13 protein-coding genes are annotated in these 17,342 nt (G+C 43.7%); 2 read left to right on the plus strand and 11 right to left on the minus strand.

The annotated features are described in order from the left end of the window. The first annotated feature begins 2 nt into the window (after positions 1-2). Positions 3-833, plus strand: a complete 831-nt coding sequence (locus tag BGP76_RS17800; RefSeq protein ID WP_119845682.1) for an FKBP-type peptidyl-prolyl cis-trans isomerase — start codon at positions 3-5, stop codon at positions 831-833. Positions 834-837: 4 nt separating this feature from the next. Further along, positions 838-1,410 carry a non-canonical purine NTP diphosphatase gene (locus tag BGP76_RS17805; RefSeq protein WP_119845683.1) on the plus strand — a complete coding sequence of 191 codons (573 nt, stop codon included), beginning with the start codon at positions 838-840 and terminating at the stop codon, positions 1,408-1,410. 2 nt (positions 1,411-1,412) lie between these two features. On the opposite strand, the gene BGP76_RS17810 is transcribed toward BGP76_RS17805, so the two are convergent. From BGP76_RS17810 to BGP76_RS17865, 11 genes are all read right to left on the minus strand, one after another. Next, entirely contained in the window at positions 1,413-1,886 is a 474-nt protein-coding gene (locus BGP76_RS17810; RefSeq protein WP_119845684.1) for a nucleoside deaminase, read from the minus strand. 18 nt (positions 1,887-1,904) lie between these two features. Then, the gene (locus BGP76_RS17815) at positions 1,905-2,645 is read right to left on the minus strand and encodes an EcsC family protein (protein ID WP_119845685.1); all 741 of its coding nucleotides are present in this window, start codon (positions 2,643-2,645) and stop codon (positions 1,905-1,907) included. Between the two features lie 181 nt (positions 2,646-2,826). Then, positions 2,827-3,321, minus strand: coding sequence for a cupin domain-containing protein (locus BGP76_RS17820; protein WP_119845686.1), 495 nt, complete (start codon positions 3,319-3,321; stop codon positions 2,827-2,829). Positions 3,322-3,331: 10 nt separating this feature from the next. Further along, on the minus strand, positions 3,332-4,072 hold the full coding sequence (locus tag BGP76_RS17825) for an EcsC family protein (RefSeq protein ID WP_099597315.1): 741 nt from the start codon (positions 4,070-4,072) through the stop codon (positions 3,332-3,334). A gap of 218 nt (positions 4,073-4,290) precedes the next feature. After that, the gene (lysS, locus tag BGP76_RS17830; RefSeq protein WP_119845687.1) at positions 4,291-6,036 is read right to left on the minus strand and encodes a lysine--tRNA ligase; all 1,746 of its coding nucleotides are present in this window, start codon (positions 6,034-6,036) and stop codon (positions 4,291-4,293) included. 266 nt (positions 6,037-6,302) lie between these two features. Next, complete coding sequence (locus tag BGP76_RS17835) at positions 6,303-6,953, minus strand: peroxiredoxin-like family protein (RefSeq protein ID WP_119845688.1); 651 nt, start codon at positions 6,951-6,953, stop codon at positions 6,303-6,305. A 286-nt stretch (positions 6,954-7,239) separates the two neighbouring features. Next, positions 7,240-8,739, minus strand: coding sequence for a glycosyltransferase family 39 protein (locus BGP76_RS17840; protein ID WP_119845689.1), 1,500 nt, complete (start codon positions 8,737-8,739; stop codon positions 7,240-7,242). A gap of 497 nt (positions 8,740-9,236) precedes the next feature. Beyond that, positions 9,237-12,638, minus strand: a complete 3,402-nt coding sequence (locus tag BGP76_RS17845) for a M4 family metallopeptidase (RefSeq protein ID WP_221409906.1) — start codon at positions 12,636-12,638, stop codon at positions 9,237-9,239. 1,235 nt (positions 12,639-13,873) lie between these two features. Next, positions 13,874-14,860: a tetratricopeptide repeat protein gene (locus BGP76_RS17855; RefSeq protein WP_119845692.1), complete on the minus strand. Its 987-nt coding sequence runs from the start codon at positions 14,858-14,860 to the stop codon at positions 13,874-13,876. A 298-nt stretch (positions 14,861-15,158) separates the two neighbouring features. After that, on the minus strand, positions 15,159-16,121 hold the full coding sequence (locus BGP76_RS17860) for an alpha/beta fold hydrolase (RefSeq protein WP_119845693.1): 963 nt from the start codon (positions 16,119-16,121) through the stop codon (positions 15,159-15,161). 75 nt (positions 16,122-16,196) lie between these two features. Further along, on the minus strand, positions 16,197-16,886 hold the full coding sequence (locus BGP76_RS17865; protein ID WP_119845694.1) for a YafY family protein: 690 nt from the start codon (positions 16,884-16,886) through the stop codon (positions 16,197-16,199). Between the last annotated feature and the right edge of the window lie 456 nt (positions 16,887-17,342).

A 17,342-nucleotide genomic window follows, 5' to 3' on the forward strand; every position in this document is an offset into this window, starting at 1 on the left:
AGATGAAGATAATTAAAGAAGGTTTCTTTTTGGTAGTATTGGCGTTGATCTCGATGATGGTAGCGTGTAATGACCCTGTTCAGGATGAGTTAGAGTCGCAACAAAAAGTATATGAAGATTCACTAGCTCAGGCTCAAATAGACTCTAGTGTCATTGTGGATTATTGGGATGCCAATGACTATGGTGATACCTTGATTTACTCTGTTAGTGGGATAGAAGGAAGAGGAGTCCGCTATGTGATTCTTGAAGATGGAACGGGAGATTACCCAGTTATCAATGATATCGTTTCGATTCATTATGTGGGGAAGTTTACTGACGGAACTATTTTCGATACATCTATCGATACGTTGGCGCTGATGACCGATAGTTTGGCTTGGGTTGAGGTTTGGAAAGATTATCCTTTGGCGGATAATGATTTTTCTCAAGAGACGCTTTATGTCGGAGAAACAGTGGATGACAATGGCACTAGAGTGTCCGTAGATACGATTGATGTCACGGGAATGACGACAGGAGAGAAGCTCACAGAATTGGCTTTTTCATCTGAGCCATTAGATATCACACTCTATTATTCCTCTCGTAGTTTTACTCCTACGACCTATAATCATACCGAAACGGGGACAGGGATACCCTCAAATTTTGTGTCGGGTTATAGGACTGGATTGCATGCCCTGACTCCTTATCTTAACCATGGAGCTAGTGGTTTGATGATGTTCCCATCAGTGTTGGGCTATGGTGTATATGGGACTGCTGGTGCGAATGGTACAGGTAGTGATGTGATTCCTGGGAATACGGTTATCGTATTTGAAATTTATTTGCAGAATATCAGACCATAAGCGAATGAAGATCTGCTTTGCGACCCATAATCCGAATAAACTTAAAGAAGTAAGACAGATATTAGGAGACCGATTCGATGTAGTCGGTCTTCATGATATAGGGTGTGATGAGGAGATTCCAGAGGATGGCATCACTCTTGATGAAAACTCCCATATCAAAGCAGCTTTTGTAGCTAAAAATTTTAGAATCAACTGTTTTGCTGATGATACAGGACTAGAGGTCGAAGCACTCGACGGAGCGCCAGGCGTTTACTCAGCACGTTATGCGGGAGAGCAAAAGGATAATCAAGCTAACATAAGATTATTGCTAGAAAAACTCCAAGGACATACCAATAGGAGGGCTCGTTTCAGAACCGTGATTACCTTGCTTGTGGATGGGGTCGAACATCAGTTTGATGGCGTAGTAGATGGTCATATCACTACTGAACTAAAAGGTAATGAAGGCTTTGGTTATGATCCTGTATTTGTTCCTGAAGGTCATACGACTACCTTTGCTGAGATGAGTGCTGCTGGCAAAAATGAGATCTCTCACAGAGGACGTGCCATGCATAAACTTGTCGCATTTCTCCAGTCTTAACTTTAGTATTTCGTTTTATCCTTCTTCGTTACCCAAAGGTCAAATATAGTTTGAGCTTCATCTCTCATTTCTTGTTGTGTCAAGATTTGGCGCGAGTGGATAGGTAGAGCGATCTCGTCGTATATGAACTGATCATCAAAACCAGCAGTAGCAGCATCTGTTTTTGCGCTAGCATAGTACACAGCCTTGGGCCTAGCCCAGTAGATTGCTCCGAGACACATGGGGCAGGGTTCACACGTCGTATAAATATCACAGTTCTCTAGCTGAAAACTCGATAGCTGCTGACATGCATTACGAATAGCATTGATCTCTGCATGAGCAGTAGGGTCGTGGGTAGCGGTGACAGTGTTGTGTCCTTGACCGATGACCTGACCATTTTTAATGACCACTGCAGCGAAAGGACCTCCTTCTCGCGACTGTACCGAATCGATAGCCAAATTTATGGCCATCTGCATGAATTTAGGATGGAATGACATGGGACTAATATAACTCGATTAGTTGATTGGTGAAAGTTGATTGGAATTCAATTTCCTGAGCCTGTAGGCATTCATAGCGGTCTTGCCTAGACGGTACGTAAGTTTGTGGTTAGTACATCCACCCACTACAGCTCCTATGCCAGGGATCATTTGAAACAATTTGATGAGGTCGAGATTGTTGCGGTACTCTAGCTGGAAACCGTGCCAGTTAAATTCATGTATGTTCTGAGGGAGTTTAGCTTTCATTTCATCCCAGTTAGCGATGATGTCATAGGTTCGTAGTTTTCTTTGACGGGAAGAAAACGCGAGTTGGAATACATGGAGTATAAACAGACGCTCTTGGAAATCTTTGGTATCGTACCCGTATAGTTTAGCAATTTCAAAGAGCATTTTCATCTTGATACTGAGCCATAGTGGAAAGTCCGCTACGCTACTGACCAGTCCACCTAGACCAGTGATGGCACCCTGTGCTGCGGCAGAACTGGAGTAAAACCAGATTGTCTCACGAATCATCTCTTCGGCATGATGGATCGCTATAGTTCCTTCGCGTTTGGGTGTACTGAATTCTGCTCCATACAAAACAGCACGCACGATGTCTTTGATCGCGTGAGTGATGATGTTATGTACTTGATGTGGAATCAGTCGATTGAGCTTGCGCTGTATTCGCTTGATGGTACGAAACGAGGGTGCAGGTGGATGTGCAATTTGATGCTTCCAGTCGGCTAGTTCCGAATTAATTTTCTCTCGATAAATGTTCACCTATAATGTTGTTTTATTTTCAGTTAGGCTGGAAACAAAACAATTAGGTTGATAGCATTGCTGCCATCTAAGGGTGGGTTTATTCTCCTTGCTGAAGGGAGAAATAACTATGCAAAGAAAGCTTGTATGTACATATAATAGAATCCGTATGAATGCGTAAATGTCAAGCTACGCAAATTGCCTAACAGCGGGTCAAGCGGCTAATAACTTCTGAATGATCGGGGAATGTAGCGTTGAGATCGGCACGATTGGCGAGTTCGAAATCCTTGAAATCAAAGCCTGGAGACACCGTACACCCTACTAAGGCATGTGCATCTAGTGCTGCTACTTCTGCTGCAAACCAGACACCGGCTGGGACGACGTATTGTGGAACTTGCCCCATGCCTAGGTCGTGCCCAATCTCTATCAGCTCGTGGCGCCCATCCGGATGGATGAGATGGAGATCGATGGTCGCTCCTTGGTAGAAGTGCCAGATTTCGTCTTGTTTGATTCGGTGAAAGGCAGAGAAAGTCTCGGAAGTCAGTAAATAATAGATGCACGTGGAGTAGTTGCGTGCTCCGTCAAAGGGGGAGGCAAGCTGGATACTGTCTGTGCTGCGGTAGGTTTCTTTGTAATAGCCCCCTTCTGGGTGTGGTACGAGTGCGAGGGTTTGGATCAAATTGTCTAAATCAGTCATTTTGGAGGGGTTAATCTTCAATTTTGGGTGTGTTTTGAACGAGCCGCATGCGGTAGGCGTTCATGGCTGTTTTACCTAGGCGGTTGGTGAGTTTGTGGTTGATGTAGGCACCAACTACCGCACCGATCCCTGGGATCAGCTGCAGGAGCTTGGCGATATCAAGGTGATCACGGTACTCTTGTTGGAACGTGCGCCAATCGAAATTATTGATGTCTTCGGGTAAATTATTTTGGTTTTGTTCCCAGTTGGAGATGAAGTGGTAGAGTTCGATACGGCGCTGTTGACTAGAAAATGCCAGTTGAAAAACGTACAGAATGTAGATTCGCTCTTTGTAGTCGTTGGTGTCAAACCCGTAGCTATGGGCAATCTCGAAGAGCATTTTCATCTTGATGCTCAGCCAGAGCGGAAAGTCTGCCAAACCACTGAGAAAGCCTCCGAATCCCGTGATAGCTCCTTCGGCAGTGGCCGACGAGGTATAGAAGTTGATCCGTTCTTTTACATGGTCTTCTGCGTCCATGAGATTGATGGGACCAGTGATTTTTTTGCTTGTCGTGAATGCTGCTCCGAAGAGTACGGCGCGTGTCAGTTCCTTGACTGCTTTGGTTATCACTTGATGGACTTTTTCTGGGATGAGGTTTTGGATTTTGGATTGGAAATTCTTGATGCTCTCGTTGGAGAAACTCGGCGTGCGCTGCATCGTACTTTGCCATTCGGCCAACTCTCGGGTGATTTTGTCTTCGTAGCTGTTCACAAGGGTAAGTTAGTCATCTAGAGGGGTGATTCACAAATCGGATGTTCGAAGATAGTCTTGGAGGTTATTTCCCTACTAAAATGAACATGGCCTGAAAAACTGATGTATCTCAAAGGCTATAAAAAAAGCGACAAACTGCTAGGCTCGTCGCTTTCTCTTGTTTTTTACCTCGATCAATTCGTCTAATTTCTAGAGTCTAATGATCGAGAATCTACATGTCACTCTTCGCCTGCTTTGGCGATCCAGCCTTGCACGTCTTCTAGGCTAGGGTTCTTTACCTCTTTGAGTTTCATCTTCTTTTTGTTGCCACAGACATCTTGGTGTAGTTTTCCGTCTTTGGCTTCTGCGAATTGTTGCTTGGTGACCATGCCAATCTTCTGTAGGATTTGGATGAGGTCTTTGGCCACACCGAGTTCTTCGTACTGTGCTGCCGTGAGTGCTACGACTTTCTTCTCAGGCTTCATCTGGGGGAAGAACAAGACGTCTTGTATCGAGTTGGAGTTGGTCATCATCATCGAGAGACGATCGATCCCAATACCCAGTCCTGCCGTAGGAGGCATGCCGTACTCGAGTGCTCGGAGGAAGTCCTCGTCGAGTACCATCGCTTCGTCATCGCCACGCTTGCCGAGTTCGAGTTGCTCTTCGAATCTCGCACGTTGATCTACAGGATCGTTCAACTCTGAGAACGAATTACAGATTTCCTTGCCGTTGGCGATCGCTTCGAAGCGCTCTACCAACCCTGGCTTGTTTTTGTGTTTTTTGGCGAGTGGTGACATCTCTACTGGGTAGTCGGTGATGAAGGTCGGTTGGATCAACTGACCCTCGCATTTCTCTCCGAAGATCTCGTCGATGAGCTTGCCTTTGCCCATGGTTTCGTCGATGGGTACGTTGAGTTTTTGGGCGGTCTCTCTGAGGCCTGCTTCGTCCATCTCGGAGATGTCGATACCTGTGAAGTGTTCGATCGCTTCGAACATCGTGTAGCGCTTCCAAGGTCGCTGGAAGTTGATGATGTTGTCACCGACTTGTACTTCGGTCGTGCCGTGTAGGTCCATGGCGACTTTTTCTACCATGGCTTCTGTCAAGTCCATCATCCATTCGTAATCCTTGTAGGCCACATAGAGCTCGACTTGCGTGAACTCTGGGTTGTGGAAGCGGGACATACCTTCGTTACGGAAATCTTTGGAGAACTCAAATACGCCATCGTACCCTCCGACGATCAATCTTTTCAAATACAACTCGTTGGCGATACGCAAATAGAGCGTCATGTCCAGTGTGTTGTGGTGCGTCTTGAACGGACGTGCCGCTGCTCCACCGTATAGTGGCTGTAGGATAGGGGTTTCTACCTCTAGGTATCCTCGGTCTGCGAGGAAGTTTCTCATCGAATTGACGAGTTGTGTTCTTTTGACGAATGTCTCGCGTACCTCTGGGTTGACGATCATGTCGACATAGCGCTGTCTGTAGCGCATCTCTGGATCGGTGAAGGCGTCATAGGTCTTGAGGTTCCCGTCAGCGTCTTTGGCTTCCTTGACGATCGGTAGCGGCTTGAGCGACTTGGTCAACAGCTTGAGTGAAGTGACGTGTATCGATATCTCGCCTACTTCAGTGGTGAATACATAGCCTTTGATACCGATGATGTCACCGATATCCATCATTTTTTTGAAGACGGTGTTGTAGAGACTCTTGTCCTCGCCTGGGCAGAGATCATCTCGGCGCAAGTAGATCTGGATACGACCTGAGGCATCCTGCAGCTCTGCAAATGATGCTGACCCCATGATGCGTCGACTCATGAGTCGACCCGCGATAGAAATATCCTTGTAGTCTGTCTTTCGCTTCTCGTAGTTTTGGTGAATGTCCTTGGTGGTCACGTTCACTTCGAAGGTGTCAGATGGATAGGGATCAATGCCCGATTGCATCAATTGCTCTCTGGCTTGACGTCTGATTATTTCCTGTTCGCTTAAAATCATGGTATTGTATAAAAATTAAGCGGCAAAATTAATTTATTCGGTCAATACTGTGCAGGGATTGACCAATAATATTAGGCGCGTGTGCGAGGGATTTAGGTTTTACCCAGCCCTCTTGTGACGTAGCGTGATTGGACATGCCATTGGGCTATTTCGTCCTTGTAGAGGATACTGGGGTTGCAAGGCAGTTATGAGGGATAGGTACCGCTGGGTATTCGTAGAAAAGCTTCTGCTTTGGGCGTATACCAAAATCGTTGTATACGCTTCGTTTAGGACATGTTTTTCAAGACGTCAATAATTTCTTCAGGTTCTGAACGTGTTCGATAGTCAACGTTGACATAATTCCATAGGACTACCCCATCTTGCCCGATGATGAACGTGGCTGGAATCGGTAATATACTACTGTTGCCGTTATTGATTGTTTCCAAATCAAGGTTGCGATCCACGCGCATGTGTTCCTTCAAAAATGCGGGCACTTCCCAGGCTATGCCGTATTGAGAGGCAGTTTTCGCATCTTGGTCTGACAATACGGTGAAATCCATTTCTGTTATTTCATTTTTGCTCATTGATCCATCAGGTACTTGTGGGCTGATGGCAACCAATGTCGCACCCAGTGCATGAATCTCGTCTAGTCGAGCCTGCAAGGCTCTAAGCTGTAAGTTGCAATAAGGACACCAACTGCCTCTGTAAAAGGTCAGCACAAGTGGCCCTTTGGCTAGTAGAGACTCTAAGGATTCCAACTTGCCCTCAGCGTTGGGGAGTTCGAAAGCTGGCGCTTTTTGCCCAACTTGAATCGCATCATCGCCTTGTTGAAAAGCTTTGGCTTTTAGGATGATATCGTCAACTCCTTTCATGAAGTCAGGATTAGCTTGTCGCCCTGCTGCAATTTTGGCTTCTGTCTGTTCTTTTAAGGTTTTCATCGTTTTCTTTTTAGGACTTATGTTGTTCTCAATACGTCTAGTTTAGGATTTTGATCGTGCGCTCTATCAAGTAGTCTACTAATATTCAAAGTCTACAGCTCTATTTGGGCTGGCCAAACTAATCCATCTGCGTGAGACTTCCGAGTCGTCTCTAGTCATTTGTAGGGGTATGCATGAGGACGACCTTGGTGTCTCTGTAGTGGCTTGTCGAGTGAGCACTAGAGTGAACCCTAGCAACAGCCGTACTGGTGAGGTTTGACGAATCCTTAGAAGTGAGGGGTTTGGATCAGTCAAAGATATGCGCTTCATAGTCTCTCCACCATTTTTCAATGTCAACTTTGGGTTTTCGGCAGAGGTATAGTGGGATATTGTTCTCTTCTGCGATGGCATACGGGTGTGTGATTGTTTTTATCAGTTTTACCTCTTCAAAAACAGACATTACAGCTGGTTTCTCATTGCCCAAACTTATCCACACGGTAGCCTTTGTGTCTCCATAGCCCCAAGTCCAAAAACTTCCATGCCTGCTGATGGGATCTGGGAGCTGGTATTTCTTTCCTAGTATTTTGAGGGCTCCTGCTTCGCCATAGTTTTCTGCCCAGAGCACACAATGCTGTTTTTCTATGGGCGTGAGGGATCGGTAGACACTATGTACGAGTTGGACCTGCTCTTCCCAGCCAAACATATCTGCATAGTCCCCTGTCAGCTCGATACGTCCTTTTTCTTCTTTTAGGCCAGCATATTTTACGTAAGTATCGATCGGTAGAATGGGTGTTGCTTGGGGGATGAAATAGAGGGATGGTAAGAGTACAATGGCCGAGACGATATATACTAGGGCTGGCTTTTTGGTGAGGAGTGCTTCGAGCTTTACCGCTCCCGCAGCGAATAGAACGGGGTAAATAGCAAAGACATAATAGGCTTTGGCGTGAAGCAACCACATGGTGGTGAAAATCACCAAAACGGCTACTCCTATGGCTCGGTATTTTTTTAAGTTTTGATCCGCGACCATGGCGACTATTCCGATGAGGCTAACGACTAGTGTGAAGGGGTACTCCAACTGATCCATGCCAAAGGCGATCGGGTCAGTGTCGTCCAGTTGATATTGGTTCAGCGCTTGGAGGTGCTTTAGGATAGGGTAGTCATGGAGCACTTGCCAGATGACGTTGGGCAAGAAGATGACTAGCGACAGGCACGCAGAGAGGTAAAGCCATTTGTATCTAAAAAGGTGTCCTCTCTCGTAGAAGAGCAAACCGATGCAGGTGCCAAAAGCCCAAACCAAGAGGGTGTATTTGGTCATCAATCCTAGTCCTAGTGTGATGCCTACTGCCAGCAGGTGCTTTTTGTGGGGGGAGTTGATGAACTTGATCACAAAGTAAAACCCCAAGGTCCAAAACAGTTGGTCAAAAGCCACGGGTTGGAACAGGGTATGGTTTCGGTAAAAGGGGAGGAAGGCGAGGATAGAAACTCCTGCCAGTACAACGGCCTTGAGCTTTCCGCCCAACTCTAGCGCCATGAGACAGCAGAGGATGAGGATGCCCACACCGGCCAGCGTAGGGAAGAGCCGGACTCCCCAAAGCGCGTAATCAAACAGCAAATAGGAGAGCTTCCCCAGCAGAGCGATCAGTGGAGGAAACTCCATAAATCCCCAATCGAGATGCTCACTGACGGAGAGGTGAAGCAATTCGTCGCGATGAAATCCATACCGTTGGTTGCCGAGGCATTGGATCAGTAGCTTGATGCCCGATAGTGTCAGGATGATTGGAAGGTATTTCTTGCTGGATGGGTGCATGTGTGTCGTTTTGTATCAAGTTAGCCACAGCAAAATACTTTAGTTTCTTCGAAAGTGTAGCGATGATGTGATAAACGGCTTGGCTAGCTTCTTTCTATTCTTATTCGACATTGCAAATGACTTAGAAGGTTTTTGTCTCATTTTGACATGCGACTAGGAAATCGGGTACTAGGACAACTAAAACCAAGAATGAAGGATTAAATAGAAAAAAAGACAATCCAAAGCAGGACTACATTCTAACCTGTTTACTCATCAAAGGATTAAGATTATCTTTGTATACTCATATCCGTATTTATCTAAAACCTGTCAACTTTTTCTAGGATGCTTCCATATTTACAATAATGACCGACCTCACTGGAGCTGTTGGATGAATACACCTGCCAATATGCACCAGTAAGACAAGGTCAAAATAAGAACCTACAAAAACAAAAATCGCATCGAGTCAAAACCCGATGCGATCTAAATATTTATTCTAAAACTGTATCACTTATTTAAGACTAGTCATTCTTGCTAATCCTATAGACTTTCAGTTCATCTTCGATTCTCACTTGCAGTAGATAAATACCACTTGGTGAGGTAGATAAATCAAATTCTGATTTGCCCACTGATGTATACAGTACTCTCCCAGTTACATCCAATAGTTGAATATTAGCATCGGTAGGGATCCCTTCTATTTTTACCCAATTGGTAGTGGGGTTAGGATAGACTAGAATGTTTTCAAAACCGCCAGTTTCAATAACGGCAACCGAGTTTGCAGGCAAATCACCAAGTTCGTTGACCATATTTACCGTAAAGGCTGAGCCACTGATACCCACTATCGTGACCTGATCAATGTAGATCAAATCATTGTTTGCACTGGCATCACAGACGAACCTAAAACCAGAATTGCTACTAAAGGTATAGGTAGAGGGATCAATTGAAACATTGGCCACATAGAAACTATTATTATCAAAACTAGTACCACTCACATATGTCGCAATGGTCTGCCATGATGATCCATCATAAAATTGTAACCAGAAATCTTCCCCCGTTTCCATACCAAATGGATAGAAATAAAACGATATGTCTATGGCGTCATAGGAACTAACATCGACTCCTGTATAGCTCATGGACGACCCTGTACCGGAGTTATCTCTGATATAAATGGAATAACTCCCTTCAAATGATCGCGAACCAGAATATCTGGCTACATCGCTCCCTCCATCGGTCCAACCATCCCATCCTGTTTCAAAATAGCTTTCGATGAGGATATCGGATCCAGAACCGCCTCCAGAACTGGTAGTTACTGAGGTTGTAGCTGGAGAAGACGTATTTTCCATGGCATCATATGCCTCTACCGAAACTGCATAATTCGTTGATGCCACAAGACCAGCAAAAGAATAGCTTGTGGAAGTAGTCGTGCCCTCTAATGCGCCATCCAAATACACTGAATAGCCAGCAACACCTACATTGTCAGTAGAAGCTGTCCATGAAACATCAAAAGAAGAACTGGTTATATTAGAAGCTGTCAAAGCTGTCGGTGTACTTGGCGTCTGTGTGTCTCCAGACCCATCGATCAATGTCACCGTGTAGTCCTCTACCTCTCCATAAGAAAAGCTTTCACACGAGGTAGGGATTCCGTTGTACTTCATAGCTACCCTCATTCGTGTGCTGCTAGTAGTGGCAGTAGTAGGGACAGTAAAAGATCCTGACACAGAAGCCGTTTGATTAGCGGCCATAGACCAAACCAATTCATCAGAATCAGTAAAATCCCCGTCTTGGTTGTAGTCAATCCACATTGCATAACCTTCGTTATAGATAGTACCTGTCCATACTGGTGTGACCGTGATTGTATAGGTATTACCTTTCACTAGACTGGTAGATATCGAAGTGAAATCTCCATATCCGCCGCTGGAAGCACTTGTAGAATTATTGATTGTATTGAGCTGTACAGTACCAATGTACTCATCTGAAGTGTTGTTGCCATTAGAAGCACAGTAAATCAATGGGGTTGTACCTGTAGTGCTTACACTGAGAATAGATGATGAACCAGAACCTCCAGTAGTACAATTGGCTGCAACAGAACAACTATACGAAGTACCAGATTGAAGGCTCGTCGCATCGTAGCTCGTACCGCTGACAGTAGTAGAAGTTGAGCCCACTGTTACAGTATAAGATGTAGCACCTGATACCGCATCCCAACTTAAGGTAAACGAGTCGTCTGCCACATTAGACGAAGCAAGACTTCCTGGGGCTCCCAAAGTACAAGTTGTGACATATTCGGCACCAACTCCCACTGCATACCAAGAGTTGGTCACAGCTATCTCTTGGGGCGACCCACTGCCATATAGATCTTTGGCGGATTGTATAGAGTACGCTCTAAAATCAGCATAATTAGAAGAAGAAGTCAGATAGGTAGATTCCGTACGCCATGTGATAGCAGCGGCAGCATCTATGCCAATACCTGCTACGCTATAGGAGTCGCCTAGGTCGTTGGTGTCGGTTTCTCCTACTGCTAGGACATAGTACCAGTGATTGGTTACTCCACTATTGGTATGCACCCCACAATAATCATTACTATTGCTAGGAGTACAGTTTTGACTCACCCAATAAGTCCCTCCGTAAGTATCAGGATCTCCATAGGCTTTGGGATTGGACATGGATCTAAATGTTTGACCAATTTCCGTCCCTAGATTCCACAAGTCTTTGGTCGTTCCATAGTTTTGGTTGGTATAATATTCTACACTGGCTCCCCATATATCACTAAGCCCCTCGTTCATGGCGCCAGATTCCTTTTCATAGATCAAATCGGCGGTACCTTCACAATAAGCATGTCCAATCTCATGCGCTGTAATATCCACGGTAGTCAGTGGATCTAGGCTATTGCCCTTGCCATACACCATGACATATCCAGTCCAAAAAGCATTGTCATTGTATCCAGAGGGGTAATTAAACACATCTTCTATGTCCGTGTTTACATAACTGGTTATTGCTGCTCCATTGTCATTGTAACTATCCCGTCCAAAATTGGTAAAGAAAAAATCATAGGTTGCTTCTGCGGCAAAATGCGCATCCAGAGCGGCGTTATCCTTGTCTGTATTGTTGAATTCAGCAGCAGTCCAATTGTTGTCACTATCGGTGTACTCCGAGGCATTGGTCGGTGCACCAGTAGTGCCATTGTAAGTTGTGGAAGTCGTGGCGTCATAGGTCAGTACTCCGTTTCCTCTAGAGTAATCTCGCAACCTATAGGAACCATTAAAACTATCCGTGATGATAGTTTGTGTACCACTGTATCGAGTCGCTGCTAAACCTGTTGCATCCGCATGCTTGATCACACTATTGTACCTCACTACTTCGCCAGTGAGTGCATCGACATAGATGTAGGCATTTACATAAGGATCAGCCGCGATGATGTGGTACTTGTACGTCAATCTAGATTTGTAACCGTTGGCAGTATTCTGGATAATGACCAACTCTCCCTCAGGTTTTTCGAAATTCTCGCCTGAAGCAATTCTCATATTACTCGAGGTGTTTTCCCAGGCAAAACTCTTAGCTTGCGTTGCACTTTTTGCAGCTTCCAGTGCTGTGGACGTTGACAAAGATGGAGAAACAGATATGTCTTCTATCTCTCGATAATTGCCCGTCATCAAGGTTGTTTTTCCATCCTTGGAATGAATCGTATAAGTGGAGCCTTCTACTTTGATTCCTTTGTAATAATGTTGAAACTTTTGGTGTTCCATACCCAGATCATCTTTTTCAATTTTAAGAGACCGCATCTCTTCGTGAGCATTCATTCCTAACTCCTGCTTCATCAAAACTTGAGGTGTCTGATTAATCTTTGCAGCGTTTACTTTGATTAGGTTTTTGTCATTTGTCTGTTGCGACATGTTTTGTCCATGGGATGAATATACGATTCCCATGACAAGAAATAAGTGGCATAACTTTTTCATTGTTAACTGGTTAAGTGATTAAAAAGAAAAGAAGTTAGCACATGCATTTATAAAACACAATACCCGAATTTTGCCATATTTATGTTTTTTGATCACTTTATCAAAATTTAATTCTGATATTTCTGTATTTAGTACAATAAAATAAATGAACTACTTGTATGTGAAGTAGCATGTAACGGTTTAATTAAGGTTTTGCGAGATGAAGCACTTGTCTAAATGCAATTCCAGCTCTTTCAGTGCTACGATCAAATAAAATTCAGTTTTTGATAAAAAAAAATAATCAACTGAGCTTCAGTGTTATACAAATCATGTGATTGTTGACCGAAATCTTCCAAAAATGGACTACTACCAAAAAGTGAAGGTGTGATTTAGTGAGCCCAGTACGAGAACTGCTTGGTCTGTCCTGACGAAGGAAGTATTGGGAGGTGTGAGAGGCGCATCGTGGGCGATAAGCCCACGGCAGTTTATTTGATAGGCAAAAGGTATTTTATTTTTCAATCATTCTAATTCTAACCAAACTTGCCATAGAGTATAAAAACCTGCCAAAGTTGTTCCAACAGCTACGATATTTTATAAAGGTCATCTTTTAACCTCTTTCTTTTAATATCCTTTAATTGTTGTTTGTATCCTCCGTATCTATGAAACATTATTCCTTCATAATTAATAGAAAACACCCATTTATCTGATTCATCTACAGTTAGGTGTCCATCTAAGCTTAATTTCTCTGAAATTATATAAGCTTCATGTGGGTTGATTTTAAGTCCTGTTAATTCACATATACTCTTGCTATGTCTCAATTGAGTATTCCCTTTTTCAATGCCATTTGATGTGTGTCTGAAAACCCGCGCAGATCTGATGTAAAGTCTGCGCGGACTTGAAGGAAAACCTGCGCAGATCTGATGTAAAGTCTGCACGGACTTGAAGGGAAATCCGCGCAGATTTAATAAAAGTCTGTGTAGATTTTAGGCAAAACCTGCACGAGTTTGAGACAAAACCTACTGTGTCTTGCGGCAAAACCTCAGCAGACTTTAGGAAAAACTTCAGTAGGTTTGGGACTACATCTGCGCGGGTTTTTGGATGTATGTTTTTAGCTAATGAAGCTACCCCTAGCGTGTTCATTTAGTCTGGCATCTTCAAGGTGAGAACCTTGGGGCGGTACGGCTTCTATTGTTTGGCTATTTCGTTGATTTCATCGCATGTGCGGATCATTCACTCTCTTTGATCAGGGTTGCTACCTTGTTGAAAACCATTTCGAAATCGTCGCTTTCTGTATAGTGTGTATAAACCGCAGCTACGGGAGTCAGGATATCAAAGTCAGATTTTTCGACATTTCCAGTCATCAAATCAAAACAGGTTTGTGCATCATCATATCGCTCCAAAATGCCGTAGATAACACCTCTGTATAGATTGAGGAAGGAAGTAGCGTAATCATCTGAGAATCGCTCCAAGCCTTGATTGCATTGCTCCATGGCTCGCTCATAGTCAGAAGATACCATGATAAATTTCGCTCTGTTTAAGTAGGCATTTCTACAGAAGAAGCCTTTACAGGCTTGGTCTAAATAAGCCAGAGCTTGGTTTGGTTGATCTCTGTCATAATAGGCACATGCCAATAAATTCAATGCATCAGGGATTTCCTTCATATAAGGGCCTGGTTTACTAGGATCTATTTCATGTTGTTCGAAAAAAGGAGCTACCCCCTCTATCACTTGTTCATTATCACCATTATAAAAAGCACTCTTCGCGCTTTCATATAGTGATGTAAAGCCTTCCATAGGGTTTGCTTCTTCTTTATCCAAATAAGCCAAAAAATAATCTAGACTGTTATAGATCATTTCAAATTGACCATTTTCATGGTTGCCAAAATACACGGGACAATTTTCGTCACTAATATTGACAGCAATAAAATCGGTAAGTTTATCTTCGTAATCGAGATCAATCAAACTAGAAAAGGCAATGTACTCACAGCGATCATTCGCTGATCCGTCTGCTATCCAATCTCCATGTCGCTCTTGCAGTTCTTCGATTGTGTCCTTTGAAAATTTCAAACCAAACGTGCTCTCAGGATCCCATCCAGGTAGATTGGCAATTTTACAATCATTGTATTTTTCAACTTCTGAAGTGAAAAAGCTATACAATCTTTCTGGAATTGGCCCCTTACAATATGATTTGAGAGTGTCTAATATCTTGGACATAGTTAATATTGTTTTCAACAAAACTACGTCTCATATACAGCTGTTACAATCGCTATTTTTAATGAAAATTACCGTTTGGGTACAATGACCAAGAACCGTTTTTCTTTGTCAAGAGTTTTTTATGTGATCTATTCATCCAAAGCAAAGGACCTCATTTACTGCCTCCTCCAGTGGATAGAAGGGGTCTTCGTAGATGACCTAAAAATGGACAAACCAAACAGACTGTTTCAACCGGTGATTTTTCTTTAACCAGTTTCTCCAATCTGTTCGGTTTTGAGGAGAATGTGTCTCTATTTACTTATTCATTTTGTTGTTTCAGCCATTGCAAGATGGCTTGATTGGTTTCTTCGGGTTTTTCTTGCTGAATCCAATGGCCGCAATCTAGACTGACTACTTCTACATTAGGGACGAATTCTTGTAGGCTTTCGGACTGAGGGATCATATCCTGTGTACCATAGATCATCAGTGTAGGATGTGGGATGATTGGGTTTGCATCTGCCAGTAGGTGCCAATTTCGGTCTAGATTTCGGTACCAGTTGATACCTCCAGTAAACCCAGATGTTTGGAAGGCGGAAACGAAAACTGCCAATTCGCTTTCGCTCATTATCGGTTCACCGAGTGGTTTTTCGGCTCGGGCAAGGTTCATCATCAACATTCCGGGATCAGGTGGAGCAAGAGGTACATTCTTGCGGAACAAGTTGCGCAGGAATTGTGCCTTGTTTTCGTCCAGTATCGCGTCGGCAACTCCTAGCTGTCGATTGAAGTGAACGAAATAGTGGTCTCCTCCAAAGACTTCTTCCATGAGTTCGATCCAAGGTTTTTCTCCTCTTTGTTGATAAGGCAAAGCCAAGTTTATCACTTTGTTTACCCGTGTTGGATGCAACAGTGCAAGCCCCCATACAATATTTGCCCCCCAATCATGTCCGATAAAAGTGGCCTTTTTATATCCATAGTGATCGAGTAGAGCCACTAGGTCACCTGTTAGCTGCGCAATGTCGTAGGCTGTTGTTTCGGATGGAGCGGATGAGTTCCCAAACCCTCGTTGGTTTGGGACCATGACATGGTAGCCAGCTTTGACAAGTGCAGGGATCTGAAAGCGCCAAGAAAAGGCATGCTCAGGCCAGCCATGACATAGTACAATCGGTTTTCCTGTATTTTGTCGACCTGCTTCATAGACTTCTAGTTCTACGCCATTGGCCGATATGAAAGTAGGCTTGGGAAACCCTGTTTTATCAAGGGGTGAGTTCATTACGTTTGTCATTTTTATGTTTTTTTAAAGATGTGAGGCAAACGTATGGGAGGCATGAGACAGCCTTATGTCAAGGGTTCGAAAGAGTTATTGATATTTATCAAAATACTCTTGTAAACTCATCTTGTGGGGTTCAAATTTTTCTGTAAGGACGTCCATTTTTTGAATTCTGTCGGGTCGAAAAAAACGAAACTCCTCTCGCAAACGGCACCACGCGATCAAATACCAATTCTCTGAATTTAGTATGGCAAATGGCTCAATCTCTCGGTCAGTGGCTATGCCCTCCTTGTTGATGTATTGTATTTTGACCAGGTTGTAGTTGGTGAGTGCATATTGTAGGTCAGATAAATTGGAGCTGTTTCTTTCTTGATTCAGCGCTTCGTCATATTGGGTTCGATCTGCCAATAGGTTGGCTTTGTCTTGGATCGTATATCTGAAGATGGACTTGATTTTATCCATAGCCTCCGAGTAGTCCTGTACAAATGAGGCGTCTTTACTTTTCAAAACCAATTGTTCGGCTAGGATCAAGGCGTTGGCTTGTTGTTCGGTGAACATGATTGGAGGGATTCTAAATCCCTCCATTAGGGTATACCCCTTGCCTTCTTCGGTCAAAACCGGGACGCCGGCTTTCTCTAGTGCTTTTATGTCCCGATAAATCGTTCGTCGCGTGACCCTAAATTTTTCGGAAAGGCTTGCTGCCGTTACGATTCTTTTGGTCTGCAACTGTGTTAGTATGGCAGTCAGTCTCGAAATTCTCTTGATGTCATCTCCTTCCATTTCCTATTCGTTGAGTTTGCGTTGGTTATCGCTAGACAGCCCGCCGTATAGCACATGTGACTGTACAAGCGCTGTTATTTAGGTGTTGATTTTAATGTTTTTTCGAAAGTCATGTAAACGGCATGGAGCATATCGTCTCCATGCGTGTTGTCTTCAAAAAAAAGTCGTAGCACAAATCCGTGTTTTTGTTCATGTTAGTACCCATTTTGTTTCCGTCGGATTTTTTCACGTATAAATATTCTTGCATCTTTTTGGGGATTTATTAGCCTAGTAATTTCAATGCGGGTAACTCAGATCGTCTAAGTTCGGGGAAGCCTATACTATAGGCTTACATTTCCTGCAAACATAACCCTCGCCCCATTTCAATTAAAGTAAATATATTTTTTAAAATTGAGCTATATGGGAGTAAAAAAGCCTTTTGGGGAGAGGTGTTGTGAAAGCCTATTGAAGAACTCT

Origin of the sequence: Reichenbachiella sp. MSK19-1 (assembly GCF_003590315.1) — a bacterium.
Lineage (GTDB): Bacteria > Bacteroidota > Bacteroidia > Cytophagales > Cyclobacteriaceae > Reichenbachiella > Reichenbachiella agariperforans.

Bases quoted from the DNA above. Each gene is read 5' to 3' on its own strand.
- BGP76_RS17845 (WP_221409906.1), bottom strand. From the start codon at position 12,638: ATGGGAATCGTATATTCATCCCATGGACAAAACATGTCGCAACAGACA.
- BGP76_RS17860 (WP_119845693.1), bottom strand. From the start codon at position 16,121: ATGACAAACGTAATGAACTCACCCCTTGATAAAACAGGGTTTCCCAAG.
- BGP76_RS17855 (WP_119845692.1), bottom strand. From the start codon at position 14,860: ATGTCCAAGATATTAGACACTCTCAAATCATATTGTAAGGGGCCAATT.
- BGP76_RS17805 (WP_119845683.1), top strand. From the start codon at position 838: ATGAAGATCTGCTTTGCGACCCATAATCCGAATAAACTTAAAGAAGTA.
- BGP76_RS17810 (WP_119845684.1), bottom strand. From the start codon at position 1,886: ATGTCATTCCATCCTAAATTCATGCAGATGGCCATAAATTTGGCTATC.
- BGP76_RS17840 (WP_119845689.1), bottom strand. From the start codon at position 8,739: ATGCACCCATCCAGCAAGAAATACCTTCCAATCATCCTGACACTATCG.
- BGP76_RS17800 (WP_119845682.1), top strand. From the start codon at position 3: ATGAAGATAATTAAAGAAGGTTTCTTTTTGGTAGTATTGGCGTTGATC.
- BGP76_RS17865 (WP_119845694.1), bottom strand. From the start codon at position 16,886: ATGGAAGGAGATGACATCAAGAGAATTTCGAGACTGACTGCCATACTA.
- BGP76_RS17835 (WP_119845688.1), bottom strand. From the start codon at position 6,953: ATGAAAACCTTAAAAGAACAGACAGAAGCCAAAATTGCAGCAGGGCGA.
- lysS (WP_119845687.1), bottom strand. From the start codon at position 6,036: ATGATTTTAAGCGAACAGGAAATAATCAGACGTCAAGCCAGAGAGCAA.
- BGP76_RS17820 (WP_119845686.1), bottom strand. From the start codon at position 3,321: ATGACTGATTTAGACAATTTGATCCAAACCCTCGCACTCGTACCACAC.